11 protein-coding genes and 1 pseudogene are annotated in these 14711 nt (G+C 71.4%); 6 read left to right on the top strand and 6 right to left on the bottom strand.

Annotated elements, in window-relative coordinates:
- Window positions 1-82 precede the first annotated feature (82 nt).
- Window positions 83-460, top strand: coding sequence for a hypothetical protein (locus tag AC1DXJ_RS16970; RefSeq protein ID WP_477631930.1), 378 nt, complete (start codon window positions 83-85; stop codon window positions 458-460).
- 38 nt (window positions 461-498) lie between these two features.
- Here the strand turns inward: AC1DXJ_RS16970 and AC1DXJ_RS16965 are convergent, their stop codons facing one another.
- The gene (locus tag AC1DXJ_RS16965; RefSeq protein WP_477631929.1) at window positions 499-1200 is read right to left on the bottom strand and encodes a GAF and ANTAR domain-containing protein; all 702 of its coding nucleotides are present in this window, start codon (window positions 1198-1200) and stop codon (window positions 499-501) included.
- Between the two features lie 178 nt (window positions 1201-1378).
- Between AC1DXJ_RS16965 and AC1DXJ_RS16960 the strand changes: the two genes are divergently transcribed.
- Window positions 1379-2173: a glycerophosphodiester phosphodiesterase family protein gene (locus AC1DXJ_RS16960; protein WP_477612431.1), complete on the top strand. Its 795-nt coding sequence runs from the start codon at window positions 1379-1381 to the stop codon at window positions 2171-2173.
- A complete protein-coding gene (locus tag AC1DXJ_RS16955; protein WP_477637524.1) occupies window positions 2170-3627 on the top strand; it encodes an MFS transporter in 1458 nt (485 codons plus the stop codon). The genes AC1DXJ_RS16960 and AC1DXJ_RS16955 overlap by 4 nt, the downstream gene beginning before the upstream one ends.
- On the opposite strand, the gene AC1DXJ_RS16950 is transcribed toward AC1DXJ_RS16955, so the two are convergent.
- Together AC1DXJ_RS16950 and AC1DXJ_RS16945 are read right to left on the bottom strand one after the other, a co-directional pair.
- The gene (locus AC1DXJ_RS16950) at window positions 3609-4268 is read right to left on the bottom strand and encodes a DUF8185 domain-containing protein (RefSeq protein ID WP_477637523.1); all 660 of its coding nucleotides are present in this window, start codon (window positions 4266-4268) and stop codon (window positions 3609-3611) included. The genes AC1DXJ_RS16955 and AC1DXJ_RS16950 overlap by 19 nt on opposite strands.
- Window positions 4268-4801, bottom strand: a complete 534-nt coding sequence (locus AC1DXJ_RS16945) for an acyl-CoA thioesterase (protein WP_477637522.1) — start codon at window positions 4799-4801, stop codon at window positions 4268-4270. The genes AC1DXJ_RS16950 and AC1DXJ_RS16945 overlap by 1 nt, the downstream gene beginning before the upstream one ends.
- Window positions 4802-4849: 48 nt before the next feature.
- Here AC1DXJ_RS16945 and AC1DXJ_RS16940 point away from each other — a divergent pair, with 48 nt between their 5' ends.
- Window positions 4850-7003 (top strand): RecQ family ATP-dependent DNA helicase, encoded by a 2154-nt coding sequence (locus AC1DXJ_RS16940; RefSeq protein ID WP_477637521.1) that lies wholly within the window; start codon window positions 4850-4852, stop codon window positions 7001-7003.
- 120 nt (window positions 7004-7123) lie between these two features.
- Here AC1DXJ_RS16940 and yczE read toward each other — a convergent pair.
- A pseudogene (gene yczE / locus AC1DXJ_RS16935) lies at window positions 7124-7555 on the bottom strand (membrane protein YczE); the annotation flags it as partial.
- A 182-nt stretch (window positions 7556-7737) separates the two neighbouring features.
- Between yczE and yczR the strand changes: the two are divergent.
- Together yczR and AC1DXJ_RS16925 are read left to right on the top strand one after the other, a co-directional pair.
- A complete protein-coding gene (gene yczR / locus AC1DXJ_RS16930; RefSeq protein WP_477637520.1) occupies window positions 7738-9189 on the top strand; it encodes a MocR-like transcription factor YczR in 1452 nt (483 codons plus the stop codon).
- Window positions 9190-9333: 144 nt separating this feature from the next.
- On the top strand, window positions 9334-10287 hold the full coding sequence (locus tag AC1DXJ_RS16925) for an acyl-CoA thioesterase (RefSeq protein WP_477637519.1): 954 nt from the start codon (window positions 9334-9336) through the stop codon (window positions 10285-10287).
- Between the two features lie 31 nt (window positions 10288-10318).
- Here the strand turns inward: AC1DXJ_RS16925 and treZ are convergent, their stop codons facing one another.
- Window positions 10319-12223, bottom strand: coding sequence for a malto-oligosyltrehalose trehalohydrolase (gene treZ, locus AC1DXJ_RS16920; protein WP_477637518.1), 1905 nt, complete (start codon window positions 12221-12223; stop codon window positions 10319-10321).
- Entirely contained in the window at window positions 12220-14706 is a 2487-nt protein-coding gene (gene treY, locus AC1DXJ_RS16915) for a malto-oligosyltrehalose synthase (RefSeq protein ID WP_477637517.1), read from the bottom strand. Before treY ends, treZ begins: the two co-directional genes overlap by 4 nt.
- Window positions 14707-14711: the final 5 nt, after the last annotated feature.

Here is a 14711-nt window from a genome sequence, read left to right as displayed (position 1 = left end):
CGCCCGGGGCGGGGGACGACGAGACCATGACTGCTCTGGACCGCACGGCAGTGCCCTGTAGGCACGCCATGCGGAGGTAGCCGTGACGCAGCAGCTCGAGAACCACACCCAGGCCGAGTCCCAGGCCGACTCCGAGTCCGAGTCCCCGACCGACTCCCGGGCTGAGTCCCACACCGCACGGACCGAGCCCCAGCGCTCGCCCGCCCCGATACCGCCGGCCCGCCACCTGCCGTCCGAGACGGTGCGGGCGCTCGTCGCCCAGCTGACGGAGGCGGAGGACGTGCTGCGCAACCTGGAGCCGTTCGTGCCCCGAAACGGGCGACTCGTGGTGAACCCGGCGCGACAGCCCTGGATCGCGCGGGAGCGCGCGCTGGTCGCGGAGCTGAGGTCCCGGCGGACCGCCTGGCGGCGCGGCGACCTGCCGGGCCTGGTCATGACGCCCGGCAGCTCCAACAACTAATCAGCCCCGCGGACCAGAACCGCCGGGGCTCGCTCGGGTCAGGGCCTCAGGCCGTCCTCGACCACCTGCGCCGCCACGGTGTGCAGCGGGGTGTTGTGGTTGCGCGCCCAGACGCGGATCCGCTGGAACGCCTCGTCCACGCTGACATGCGCCGCCTCGGCGAGCACGCCCTTGGCCTGCTCCAGCACGACCCGCGAGGTCAAGGCGCGGGAGAGCTGTTCCGACAGGTCCACCTGCTGCTGCAGCCGCGACGCGTTGGCGAGGTAGGCCGTGGCCATGTCAGCCATCGCCTGGGCCGCGGCGAGATCCTCGACGGACCAGTCACGTACATCGGCCGCGTAGAGATTCAGGGCACCGATTCCCTTGCCCTTCAACGTCATCGGGATCCCTGCCACGGCCTGGACCCCCAGGCCGAGGGCGACCTGGGCATAGTCGCCCCAGCGGTCCTCCGCGTCCCTGACGTCACCCATCGCGACCACGACCCCCGAGTAGCAGGAGTCGACGCAGGGCCCCCGCTGGAGCGACTCCTGCAGGCGCTCGAGCTTCGCTACGGGACCGGTCACGGCCGACACGAAGGACAACCGCCCGTCGACGTCGAGGGAGACGCCGCTGCCAGCCAGCCCCAGGACCTCGGTGACCCGCTCGGCGAGGTTCTGGAGCATGTCCTCCATGTCGTACTCGCTGACGAGGTCTGCAGTGAAGGCGGAGAGCGTCCGTAGGAGGTCGAGCTGGTCGTGCATGGTCAAATCCCCCCTCCGCCGTGCCCCGTCAGCACTGGCTGACAGCAAGTGTATTCCTGCAGGTCAGAGGCATGTGGGTGAACGCGGTGGGCAATTCCGCGGGCCACATTCACCCCGACGGGGGGCGAGGGTGGCATCCGGCACCACGACGATCACCACGTCCGGGAAGAATGGACCGGTGAGAGCAGCGGACTTTGCCTTCTTCGACGCACCGACGCCCATCGGACTGGCCCACCGCGGTGGCGCCAAGCTCCCGGCGAACCTGCACCTCGAGAACACCATGGCGGCCTTCCGCGAGGCCGTGCGAATGGGCTACCGCTACCTCGAGACCGACGTCCACGCGACGGCCGACGGCGTGCTGCTGGCATTCCACGACCTGCGGCTCGACCGGGTCACGGATCGGCACGGCCGGATCGCCGAACTTCCTTACGCAGCAGTGCAGTCCGCACGGATCAACGGGACCGAGACGATCCCGCTGCTGACCGACCTGCTGGAGGAGTTCCCCTCCGCCCGCCTCAACATCGACGTCAAGGCCCCGGGCGCCATTGAGCCCCTCGCCGAGGTGATCCACGCCCACGGCGCGATCGACCGGGTGTGTGTGGGCTCCTTCTCCGACCGTCGGCTGCGAGCCGTGCGTCGACTGCTCGGGCCCGGGCTCGCGACGGCGACGGGGCCGGCCGAGGTCGCCGCCCTCCGCCTGGCCCCGCAGCGGATCGCGGGCTGGCTGCGCTCCCCCGCCGCCGTCCTTCAGATCCCCACGGGGCACGTGGTCGGTGGTCGCCGACTCGACCTGGTGACCCCCGCTCTGGTCGAACGTGTCCACGCGATGGGCAAGCACGTGCACGTCTGGACCATCGACGACGCGACGGAGATGCACCGGTTGTTCGACCTCGGTGTCGACGGGATCGTGTCCGACCGCATCGACACCCTTGCCGAGGTGCTCGCCGAGCGCGGCGTACCGTTGAGCCGGTGACCAGCCCGACTCCGCACCCGTCGCACGGAGAGCTCGCAAGTGGGGGTGACACCAGGGGCGTTGGCCCGGGGTCGGACCAGGGCGAGGCCCGAGTGGGGGTGTTCCACCCGCGCTACCTGCTGCTGTCCATCTCGCTCCTTGCCCTGATCACCGTCATCGCGTTCGAGGGCATGGCGGTCTCGACCGCCATGCCGGACGCGGCCCGCGAGCTGGACGCCGTCCGGTCCTACGGACTCGCGTTCTCGGTGATGCTGACGACCCAGCTGCTGGGCATCGTCCTCGCCGGGGTGTGGTGCGACCGCTCCGGGCCGCTGCCGTCCCTCTTTGCCGGACAGGTGCTCTTCGCCGCCGGGTGCGCCCTCTGCGGCGGCTCACAGGCCTTCGGACCGTTCCTCGCCGGACGCGGTGTGGCAGGCCTCGGCGCCGGCCTCATCATCGTCGCGGGCTACGTCGTCATCGGGCGCGCCTATCCGGAGTCGTTGCGCCCCAAGGTGTTCAGCGTCATCTCGGCCGCGTGGGTCCTCCCCTCGCTGCTCGGTCCGCCGATCTCTGCGTGGGTCACCACCACGTGGTCGTGGCGCTGGGTGTTCTGGCTCGTGGTGCTCCCGGTCGTCGTGGCCCTCGTCATGGTCTTCGCCCGCCGAGGGCAGATCGCCAGCGCCAGCGAGGGGATCGACGGCTCCAGCCGCGACCGGCGAGAGCATGCGCGGGCAGCCTGGCTCGGGGTGCTGATAGCGGCCTCCGCAGGGGCGCTGCAATGGGGCACTCACGACCTCGACCTCAGCTGGTCGCCCAAGACCGTGGTCGCTCTGGTCGGCGTCCTCGGCATCGCCGGCATCGCGCCGCTGCTGCTCCCCGGGGGGACCTGGCTGATGCGTCGAGGACTGCCGTCGGTGATGCTGGCCCGGTTCCTCCTCACCTGCTCGTTCTTCGGCACCATCACCTACATCCCGCTGATGCTCGTCAACGAACGCGGGCAGACCCTCGCCACTGCCGGCACGATCCTCGCCGTCGGCTCACTCGGCTGGTCCGCAGGGTCGTGGGTCCAGGGCCGCGACCGCTGGGCCGGGCGCCGCCACGAGCTCGTGGTCGCCGGAGGGCTGCTGCTGACCGTGGGACTGCTCGGAGTCGTGGCCGTCACCCAGTTCGACTGGCACCCGTGGTTGGTCGCCCTGGCCCTGGTCGCGTGCGGACTCGGGATGGGCCTGGGCACCGCGAGCCTGTCCGTGCTCTCCCTCACGCTGACACCGGCGTCCGAACACGGCTCGACCTCCTCGTCGCTCCAGCTCGCCGACGTCCTCGGCTCTGTGCTCGGCATCGCTGCGGCCGGCGCGGTGTTCGCGGCCCGCCACACGGCCGCCGGCAAGGACGTACCGGTGTTCGTGACGATGTGGCTGGGGCTCAGCGTCGTCGCGAGCCTCGTGGCGGTGGCCGGTCAGCGGATCAGGACGTGACCTGCGGGCGTGGACAGCCGCGTCCAGCGGCCCTGCGCCCACACCGTCACCTCTGAGTCCGGCGCCGCGGCATGAGCTGGCACCGGACCCTGGCTCGGCGCGACGAAGCCCAGCACGTATGCCRCGAACGCACCACCTGCGGGCACCGGCGGCGTCGTGCTCGTGAGCCGGCCCCACACCTGCTTGCGGAGGGCTGTCACCGCTGCTCCACCCGCGTCGGCGGGCGCACCGGAGGCGACCTCCTCTATGCCGTGGCGTGCCACGGCATACACCTCGTCGGCGGTGAGGGCACCCACGCGCTCCCAGCCGCCACGCGGTGGCGCCATCGCCGCCCAGGCGACGTTGACCGTCAAGGGCGGGAGGGGCAGCGTCGTGCCGGATCCCCGTGCCAGCCGGTCACTGATCGCACTGAGGGCGACGGTGACGTCGACGTCGGCGGGCGCGGCCAGCGGCATGGCCCTCAGACCGATCACCACACCCTCGGCCATCAGGCCGCTGCCCGGCAGCACGCCGACGTAGGCAGCGAGGGTCTGGCCCTGGGCCTGCAGTCTGATCGCACCGTCTTCGTCGGCCGTCTTGGCGCGCGCGACATAGGTGCGCAGGTCGTCGATCCCCTGGAGGTCCGGGAAGGTCAGCTCCATCAGCGTCGTCGCCAGCGGAACGGGACGGGGCTGCCCGAGTGCTCCTCGAGCATGGCGCGCAGGGTCTGGTCCATCCTCCGCGGCGTGCTCGTCGTGAAGTCATAGAGGACGAGGGTGGTCTCGGCGCGCGCATAGATGATGTCGCCGTCCCCACCCTCGGTCGCGGCGCGGCCGTCGCGCACCTCGTAGGCCAGGTCGAAACCGGCACCGCCGATCTTGGTGGCCCACATCTCGACGACGATCGGGGGCACGCGGAAGAGGAGCGGTGCGAGGTACTCGATCTCGTGACGGGCCACGAGGATGCCCTCGTCGAGCACCGAGCGGTCCTGCCCGAACCAGTCCTCGAAGCCGATCACCCGGGCGTCCTCGAGCAACCGGAGGAACTGCACGTTGTTGACGTGGCCGTAGGCGTCCATGTCGCTCCAGCGCAACGGCACGTTGACCCGGTAGCGCGATGCCCGGGCGATGGTCTGCGCCGGCGCGTCGTCGGTGACCTGCTGCGTGCCCTGGTGGGTGTCGTGGTCGGGGGCCATGTGGACATCCTCGCAGGGGTGTCAGGTCCGCGGCATACGGTGGTCGCCATGGAGACCACTGCAGACCTCGACCGGCGCGCTGAGCTCGGCGAGGACCCGGGCGCCGACCTGCGTGACTCCGCCACGAGCGTCCTGCGCCGGCTGGTGGGGCGCGACGACGCGCAGTTCCGCGACGGCCAGCTCGACGCGGTCGAGGCGCTGGTGGGCGGTCGGAGGCGCGTGCTCGTCGTGCAGCGGACGGGCTGGGGCAAGTCGGCGGTCTACTTCGTCTCCACGGCTCTGCGTCGGGCCGCCGGTGCCGGCCCGACCGTGATCGTCTCGCCCCTGCTCGCGCTGATGCGTGACCAGGTCGCGGCGGCCGGCCGGGCGGGGATCCGTGCGGTCACCATGAACTCTGCCAACGCCGAGGAGTGGGGGCAGGTCTCCGCGGCCCTCGCGGCCGACGAGGTGGACGTCCTCCTGGTCAGCCCCGAGCGACTCAACAACCCGCGGTTCCGCGACGAGCAGCTGCCCGACCTCGCCCGCCGCTGTGGCCTGCTCGTCGTCGACGAGGCACACTGCGTCTCCGACTGGGGCCACGACTTCCGTCCCGACTACCGCCGCATCCGCGACCTGCTCACCACCCTCCCGGCCGACACCCCCGTGCTCGCCACGACGGCCACCGCCAACGCCCGCGTCGTCACCGACGTCGTCGAGCAGCTCGGGGCAGGCGGCCACGACGTGCTGACGCTGCGGGGCGGGCTCGCCCGCGACTCGCTGCGGCTCGGCGTCATGGCGCTGACCTCTCCCGAGCAGCGCCTCGCCTGGCTCCTGGCCCACCTCGACTCTCTGCCCGGCAGCGGGATCGTCTACACCCTGACCGTCTCGGCCGCCGAGGACATCGCCGTGGCGCTGCGCGAGGCCGGCCACGAGGTTCGCGCCTACACCGGGCGCACCGACCCGGCCGACCGCGAGCGGCTCGAGGCGATGCTGCGCGACAACCAGGTCAAGGCGCTCGTCGCGACGTCCGCACTGGGCATGGGCTTCGACAAGCCGGACCTCGGGTTCGTGCTCCACCTCGGTGCGCCGTCGTCACCGGTGGCCTACTACCAGCAGGTCGGTCGTGCCGGCCGCGCGACCGAGCGTGCCGACGTGCTGCTGCTGCCGGGCCCGGAGGACAAGGACATCTGGGCCTACTTCGCCTCGGCCTCGATGCCCCGCCAGGAGCAGGCCGACGCGGTGCTGACTGCCTTGGCCGAGTCGAGCAAGGCGCTGTCGACCGTGGCCCTCGAGTCGATCGTCGACATCCGTCGCACCCGGCTCGAGCTGCTGCTCAAGGTGCTCGACGTCGACGGCGCGGTCCAGCGGGTGCCCGGCGGGTGGACCTCGACCGGTCAGCCGTGGAGCTACGACGCCGAGCGCTATCAGCGAGTCACCGCCGCTCGCGTCCGGGAGCAGGACCTGATGGTGACCTACGAGCAGACAGCGGAGTGCCGGATGGCCTTCCTCCAGGAGTCGCTGGACGACGACTCCGCTGCGAGCTGCGGCCGCTGCGACTCGTGTGCCGGGGTCTGGTTCCCGACCGACATCCCGCAGACTGCGGTCACGACCGCCCGTGGGCGGCTGGAGCGTGCAGGCGTGGAGCTGGAGTCCCGCGCGCAGTGGCCGTCAGGAATGGACCGTCTCGGCGTGCCCGTCCGCGGCAAGATCAAGGCCGACGAGGCCATGGAGACCGGGCGCGCGGTGGCGCGGCTGACCGACCTCGGCTGGGGACAGCAGCTGCGCAGCCTGCTGAGGGCCCCCGATGCCGAGGTGCCGCCCGAGCTCTTGCGTGCGTGCGTGCCGATCCTGCGCGACTGGGGGTGGACACAGCGTCCCGTGGCCGTCGCCATGGTGCCCTCACGCACCAGGCCACAGCTCGTGGAGTCGCTGGCCAGGGGCATCGCCGAGCTGGGCCGCATGCAGTGGCTCGGCGCCCTCGACCCGGTGGACGGTGGTCCGGTCGGCGAAGCGGGTGGCAACAGCGCGTTCCGGCTCGCCGGTGTCTGGGGCCGTCTGGAGGTCGGCCCCGAGCAGGCGTCAGCGCTGCGCGGGCTCGACGGCCCCGTCCTGCTCGTCGACGACGTCGCCAACTCGCGCTGGACCCTCACCGTCGCCGCTGCCGCTCTGCGTCGCGCCGGCGCCGCTGGCGTGCTGCCCTTCGTTCTGGCCCTCGACGCCTGAGCCGGCGCTGCCACCCGGCAGCCGGCCGGTGCGCGGCGAGTCCAACGGCACGGTGAAGATCGGCAGGAACACCTGCACCACGGGTCCGATCAACACGGCATACAGGATCGTGCCGAGGCCGACGACACCGCCCATGAGCCAGCCCACGACGAGCACGGTGACCTCGATGCTGGTGCGCACCAACCTGAAACTGCGTCCGGTGCGTCGCACCAAGCCCGTCATCAGGCCGTCCCGCGGACCGGGACCGAACTGGCTGCCGATGTACAGCGCGCCCGCCAGGCCGTTGGACACGATCCCCCCGAGCAGCAGCGCCACCCGGACAGGCATGGCGCGAGGCGCATCGAGCAGAGCGAGCGTGGCGTCGGTCGCCAGGCCGATCACGATGACGTTGGCCACCGTGCCGAGGCCCGGCCACTGGCGAAGCGGGATCCACAACAGCAACACGGCCACGCCCACGATGATCGTCACGGTTCCGAAGCTGACCGGCAGGTGCTGGGCGATCCCGTAGTGGAAGACGTCCCACGGGTCGAGCCCCAGACCTGACCGGACCATCATGCCCATCGAGACCCCGTAGAGCGTCAGGCCGACGGCGAGCTGGAGTAGTCGCCGGGTGGTCCGCCCGGCGCGCAGCTGCTCCACCGGTGTCATCGAGGCCAGGCTGGTTCGGGTCATGCACCCAAGGTTGGACTTGATTGGTCTGTTCTTCCATATCCAATTGTGCAAAAGTGGTCTGCATGGTGGCACGAAGCATCTCAGCGTCCCGGCTGGTCCCCATGCTCGGCGCAGCCCTGGAGACGACCCCGGCCTACCGCGGCCTCGCCGACGCCGTCCGGCTGCTCGTCGCCGATGGTCGAGTCCCGGTCGGGACCCGGCTACCCAGCGAGCGCGACCTCACCAGCGCCCTCGGCGTGAGCCGCACCACCGTCAGCCGTGCGTATGCCGAGCTGCGCGACCGCGGCTACCTGGCCTCCCGCCAGGGCTCCGGGAGCGTCGCGGCCCTACCGGGGGAGACGTCTGGCCGGCGCCAGGGCACCGCACTGCACCCCATCTCGGACCAGCTCGTCGGTGATGTCGTCGACCTGACCTGCGCCTCCATGAGCGCCCCGGGCGGGACGGTGGCGGCCTACGAGCGCGCCATGCTCGAACTGCCTCGCTACCTCGCCGGCACGGGATACCACCCGCTGGGCCTGACCAGCCTGCGTGAAGCCCTGGCCGACCGCTTCACGGAGCGGGGGCTGGCAACCACCCCCGACCAGATCATGGTGACCAGCGGAGCGCTGGCCGGTCTGGCAGTTGCCGCCCGGGCCCTGCTCTCGCCCGGCGACCGGGTGCTGTTGGAGAGCCCGACCTACCCCAACGCCATCGACACGCTGCGTCGCTCGGGCGCACGTCCCGTTGCCCTGCCGCTCGATCGTGACGGCTGGGACGTGGATGCGGCCGATGCCGCGTTGCGGCAGACCGCTCCCCGGGCGGCCTACCTGATCCCCGACTTCCACAACCCCACCGGCGCCCTCATGCCTGATGCGCAGCGAGCCGACCTGGCCGGCGCGCTGGCCAGCACGCACACGGTCGGCATCGTCGACGAGACGCTCGTCGACCTGGCCCACGACCCCAGCCTGGTCATGCCACGGCCGCTCGCGGCACACCACCCACGCACGGTCACGCTGGGCGGCGCGAGCAAGTCCTTCTGGGGTGGCCTGCGCGTCGGCTGGATCCGCGCGCCGCGTGAGCTGATGGCGACCCTGGTGAGCGCGAGGTTGACCCTCGACCTGGGGGCCCCGGTTCTCGAACAGCTGGTGCTGACAGACCTGTTGGCCCACCGTGAGCAGATCATCACCGAGCGGCGCGCTGCCATTGTGTCCAGTCGGGACGCGCTCGTGGGCGCACTGCGAAATCGCTTGCCGCAGTGGCGTTTCCGCATGCCGGAGGGAGGGCTGTGCCTGTGGGTGGAACTGCCGGATGCACTGTCCACTCCCCTGTGTGCTGCGGCCGACCAGCGCGGCGTCGTCCTGGCACCGGGCGCTCAGTTCGCCGTCGAGGGCGGCATGGAACGCTTCGTCCGACTGCCTTTCACCGGGCACTCGCCCGAGGTCGTCGACGAGGCCGTCGAACGCCTCGCACTGGCCTGGGCGGACGCCCAGTCAGCCCGTCCCTCGCGTCACGGCCGGTCACCGCTGGTTGCCTGAGCGGTCACCGCTCGTCGCGTGAGCGGTCACCGCTGGTTGCCTGAGCGGTCACCGCTCGTCGCGTGAGCGGTCACCGCCGCCGGCGTGAGCAGGGGCCTTCGGTCTGCTGCGTGAGCGGGTGGGCGGCCCCGCTAGGGTCGGTGCGTGACCGACGAGAGCTCCCCCGACTTCGACCCGCTGGCTGACCTGCTCGACACCCTCGACCTCGAGGAGCTGGGTACCGCCCGGATCACCGTCGAAGGGGTCGGGGACCGGGCCGACTTCGGCGAGTCAGGTGCCACGGTCTTCCTCGGGCGCAGCCAGAAGATGCCGCACGGCCGGGTGTTCGGCGGACAGGTGCTCGCGCAGTGCGTCATGGCCGCCGGTCGGACGATGCAGGACATCGACGACGGCGACGGGGCGCGGCGGATCCACTCGTTGCACGGCTACTTCATGCGCCCGGGCGACGACACCAAGCCGATCCGGTTCGCCGTCGAGCGGATGCGCGACGGCAACTCGTTCTCCACGCGGCGGGTGCACGCGATCCAGGACGGCCTGCCCATCCTGTCGATGATCACCTCCTTCCAGGAGGAGTCCGGCGGACTGGACCACCAGGACCCGATGCCCGAGGTCCCGGGCCCCGACCAGCTGCGATCCCTGGCCGACGAGTTCGGCGGGATCGACCACCCGGGCGCCCGTCACCTCACCAAGCGCCCCATCGAGCACCGCCACGTCGAGAACAACCTCTTCGTCGCTCCCGGTCCGGAGCAGGTGGCCCACCAGAGTGTCTGGATGAAGGCCCTGGGCAGGCTGCCAGACGACCCACTGGTGCACGCCGCTGTTCTCGCCTACGCCTCCGACTACACCCTGCTGGAGCCGGTCATCCGTCGACACGGACTGACGTGGACCGACCGGCGCCTGCGACCGGCCAGCCTCGACCACGCCATGTGGTTCCACCGTCCGGTGCACGCCGACGAGTGGATCCTCTACAGCCAGGAGTCGCCCTCCGCCTCCGGCGGACGCGGTCTGGGCATCGGGCGGATGTTCGCGGCCGACGGCACCCTCGTGGCCACCGTGGCGCAAGAAGGCATGGTCCGGGTCAAGGAGTCCTCGTCCTGAGAGGTTGGGTGGCCCACGACCTCCCCGTCGGCTAGCCCAGGGTCGGCTGACCCATCCGGACGACCGCCGCGGTGAAGGGCGGCAGGTGCACGCCACCGCCGCGCAACCGGGTCTGCGCAGGCTCCCAGGCGAGCACAACGCTCTCCGGCTCGGCGTCGAGGGGCACCGTCCAGCGCGACTCCCCGAGGTTCACGACGATGCGGAACGCGCCACGCCGCACGACCAGCCACCCGTCGCTCTCGTCGAAGTCGACCTCGACCTCGTCGAGCCGCCCGTTGTTGAGGTCGAACTCCATGCGTCGCAACGAGATCAGGTCGCGATACCACGCAAGCATCCGCGCGTTGTCCTCTCCCCTGAGCTCGGCCCAGCTCAGGTGCGAGCGGCGGAAGGTCTGCTCGTCCTGCGGGTCCGGGACGTCGTCGGCCGCCCACCCGTGGGCCTCGAACTCGCGTCGCCGGCCCTGGGTCACGGCGACCTTCATCGCGGGGTCGTCGAAGTCGGTGAAGAACTGGAACGGCGTCCGCGCTGCCCACTCCTCTCCCATGAAGACCATCGGGGTGAAGGGTCCGGTGAGGTAGAGGGCCGCGCCGATCGCCTGTCGGCCGGGGGTGACGAGGGCGGAGATGCGGTCGCCCAGCGCCCGGTTGCCCACCTGGTCGTGGGTCTGCAGGTAGGCCAGGAACCGCCGCCCGTCCAGTCGTGCGCGGTCGACGGGGGCGCCCCAGTCAGCCTCGCGGAAGCTCGACCAGCTGCCGTCGTGCAGGAAGGCCCTGCTCAAGGTCTTGGCGAGGACCGCGAGCGGCCCCCCGTCGGGCAACGCCGGACAGTGCCCGGCGAAGTCGGCGTAGTAGCCCTGCGTCTCGCCGGTCAGGGTGACGTGCAGGGCGTGGTGCACGTCGTCGTCCCACTGCGCGTCCATGCCGTGCCCGCCTTCGCCCGTGGGCGTGACGGTGCGGGGGTCGTTGAGGTCGCTCTCGGCGATCAGGTCGAGCGGGCGTCCCAGTCGCGCACTCAGCGCCGCCACCTCGTCGGCGAGCTGCGCGAGGACGTGTCGACCGGAGTCATCGTGCAGCTCGTGCACGGCATCGAGCCGCAGTGCGTCCACGTGGAAGTCGCCGAACCAGCGCAGCGCGTTGTCGACGATCCAGCGCCGAACGTGCAGGCTGTCCTCGCCGTCGAGGTTGAGTCCGTCGCCCCACGGTGTCGGATGGGTGCCGGAGAAGTACGGCCCGAACCGGGACAGGTAGTTCCCCACCGGCCCCAGGTGGTTGTAGACCACGTCGAGGCAGACGCCCAGCCCCAGGCGGTGGCAGGCATCGACGAACCGCTGGAGAGCCGCCGGGCCGCCGTACGCCGCGTCGACGGCCCACGGCCCGACGCCGTCGTAGCCCCAGTTCCAGCGCCCCGGCCACGACGCCACCGGCATCAGCTCGACCACGTCGACACCGAGGTCCACCAGGTGCTGCAGCCGGTGCTGCGCCGCATCGAGGGTGCCCTCGGGGGTGAAGGTCCCCACGTGCAGCTCGTAGACGACCCCGCCGAGCACACCCTCGCCCTGTTGCGGTCCAGCCCAGGTGGCGTCCCGCCAGGTGTGCGCCGTGGCATCGAAGTAGCGGCTCTCCGCGTGCACGCCATGCGGCTGCCATGCGGACCGCGGGTCCGGGGTCACCGGACCGCCGTCGAGCCGGAAGCCATAGTCGAGGACGGGGTATGACGCCGTCCCCGGCCCCACGGTGGACGGCACCTTCGCGGGCGCCTGCCAGCGCCACCAGCCGTCCCCCTTGGCCTCCATGGCCGAGCGCTCGGCCGCGGCGTCGTCGAGAGCCCACTCCACCACTACCGTGTGGGCGTGGGGAGCCCAGACCGTGAGCTCGGGCCCTGGCAGGAGCGTCGTGACTGTCTCCGCCGTGTTCATCTCAATGTCAGCCGTCTTCATCGCGGGTCAAGGCTGTCATGCCGTACGAACAAGGCAACCGGAAGGGCACGCAGCACGCCCGCGAGCTCCATCTCGCCGTGCACCGGTCGTCCGGGGCCGTCGGCGTCGAGCAGGTCGACCCAGCTGCCCTCGGGCAGCGTGATCGTCGCCTGGCCCCACCCGCCGTCGGACCGCAGCCGCGCACTGAGTCGGGTCGCCACGGCCACCACCTGCACCCCGTCCGCATCGCCACGACCCACTGCCAGGGCGTGCTCGTTCGACGTGGGGACGGCGGCATACGTGGCCTGACCGCCCGTGAACCACTCGGGGTGGTCACGCCGCAGCCGCAGCGCCCGCGAGGTGACGAGCAGCTTCTCGTCGTCGACGTCGCCCGGGGCCTCGCGGGCGTCGAGCCGGGCGAGCCGGGCGCGACGCGAGGCGTAGTCGACGGGACGACGGTTGTCGGGGTCGACGAGCGAGAGGTCGACGAGCTCGGTGCCCTGGTAGACGTCCGGGACGCCCGGGACGACGAGCTGGAGCAGCTTCTGTCCCAGCGTGGTCGCGCGGGCAGCGTCCGCGGTCAGCTCCACCCACTCCGCGAGGTGGTCGGTGAGAGCCGGCTCCGTCGTCAGTGCCTCGACGAACGCCGCCACGTCTGCCTCGTAGCCGGCGTCGGGCTCGGTCCAGGTCGTGTGCTGCTTGGCCTCGCGCACCGCCTTGGTGGCGTAGGCCTGCAGCCGGTCGGTGCTGATCGGCCACGCGCCCACGGCGGTCTGCCAGAGCAGGTACTCGGTGGGCGCGTCGAGCCGGGATCCTCGGTGGGGAGCGGCCAGGTCACGGGCCGCGCTCACCCACTGGGCCCACTCCTGCGGCACCTCGGAGATGACGGACAGCCTGGCTCGCACGTCTTCGGAACGCTTGGTGTCGTGGGTCGACAACGTCGTCATCGTCGTCGGCCAGGTGGCGAGCTGCCGGGCGGCGAAGGCATGCAGCTCGCCCGGGGCGAGGCCGAGGCGGCCGGGGTCCCCGCCCACCTCGTTGAGCCCCGTGAGGCGGGCGAAGCGGTAGAACGCGGTGTCCTCGATGCCCTTGGCCATCACCGGTCCGCAGGTCTGCTGGAACCGCACGACGAACTCGCGCTGGGCACCGCGGGTGTCGACCTGCGCACCGGGCAGGTGCCCTCCGGACGCGAGCTGGGCCACCATCGCCAACGCGTCGCGGTCCTCCTCCGAGACCAGCTCGGCTGCCCGGGCCTCGGCGTGAGCCAGCACTGCGAGCTGTTCGGGATCCGGCTCGGCCCCGGGGGCGAGGTAGGCCCGATAGCGATCCATCGACACGAGCAGGGCCTCGAGTCCACGTCGCAGGGCAGCCTGGTCCTCACCGACGAGGACCCGGCCGACGAGTCGCATCAGCCGGTTGACCTCTGCCTGCTGCACCTGGGCGACGACCTGTCGCTTCGCGGTGTGGACCACCGCCTCGAGGTCCTGCTGCTCCCCCACGAGCTCGGTGAGCAGGTCGGTCAGTGGCTGCTCGCCCGCAGGGTCGACGAAGACCTGCTGGACGCGCAGCATCGTGTCGTAACCGGTCGTGCCCGCGCAGCGCCAGTCGTCGGGCAGCTGCTCGTGTCCCTCGAGGATCTTTTCGGCGACGACCCAGGCGTCCCCGGTCGCGTCCGCGAGCCGGGCGAGGTAGCCGCCGGGATCTGCCAGCCCGTCGGGGTGGTCGATCCTGAAGCCGTCGATGGTGCCGGCCCGGAACTCTTCGAGCAACAGTCGGTGGGTGTGGTCGAACACGTCCTCGACCTCGACCCGAACGGCAGCCAGGGTCGTCACGTCGAAGAAGCGACGGTAGTTGAGCCGGCTCCCACCCTCGTGCCAGTCGCAGAGTCGATAGCGCTGGGCAGCCACGAGCTCCGGCAGGTCGAGCCCCTCGGTCCCGGTTCGCACGGGGAACTCGTGGTCGAAGTAGCGCAGCACGGTCTCGTTGCCGTGGGGGCCTCCCCCGGACTCGAGGGCGAGCTCGCCCGCGGCGAGGACCGACTCCAGTGGCTGTCCGAGGACCGGAACGAGCACCCGACCGTCTTCGGCCTCCCAGTCCACGTCGAACCAGTGGGCGTGGTCCGACTCGCGGCCGTCGCGGAGCAGGAACCACCACGGATGGTTGAGCGAGGCCGGGGTCGGGGTCGTCATGTGGTTGGGCACCACGTCGACGACGGTCCCCAGCCCCGCCTGCCGGAGGGCGCCCGTCAGCAGGTCGAAGCCCTCCGACCCACCGGCCTCCTCGTTGAGGAACTCGTGACTCACCACGTCATAGCCGTGCGCCGATCCTGGCGCCGGCGCCAGGATCGGCGACAGGTAGGCGTGTGATACCCCCAGTGCCGCAAGGTAGTCGGCCTGGTCGGCAGCATCGCCGAAGGTGAACTCAGGCTGGACCTGCAGCCGGTAGGTCGAGGACGGCACGACCCGCCCGGGTCCCGGTCGGTGCGGCGCTGCACCACTCGGCATACGTG

It is taken from the genome of Pedococcus sp. P2_D9, assembly GCF_056404275.1.
The sequence above is the reverse complement of the archived record's forward strand: the minus strand, read 5'-3'. Positions and strand labels throughout refer to the sequence as shown.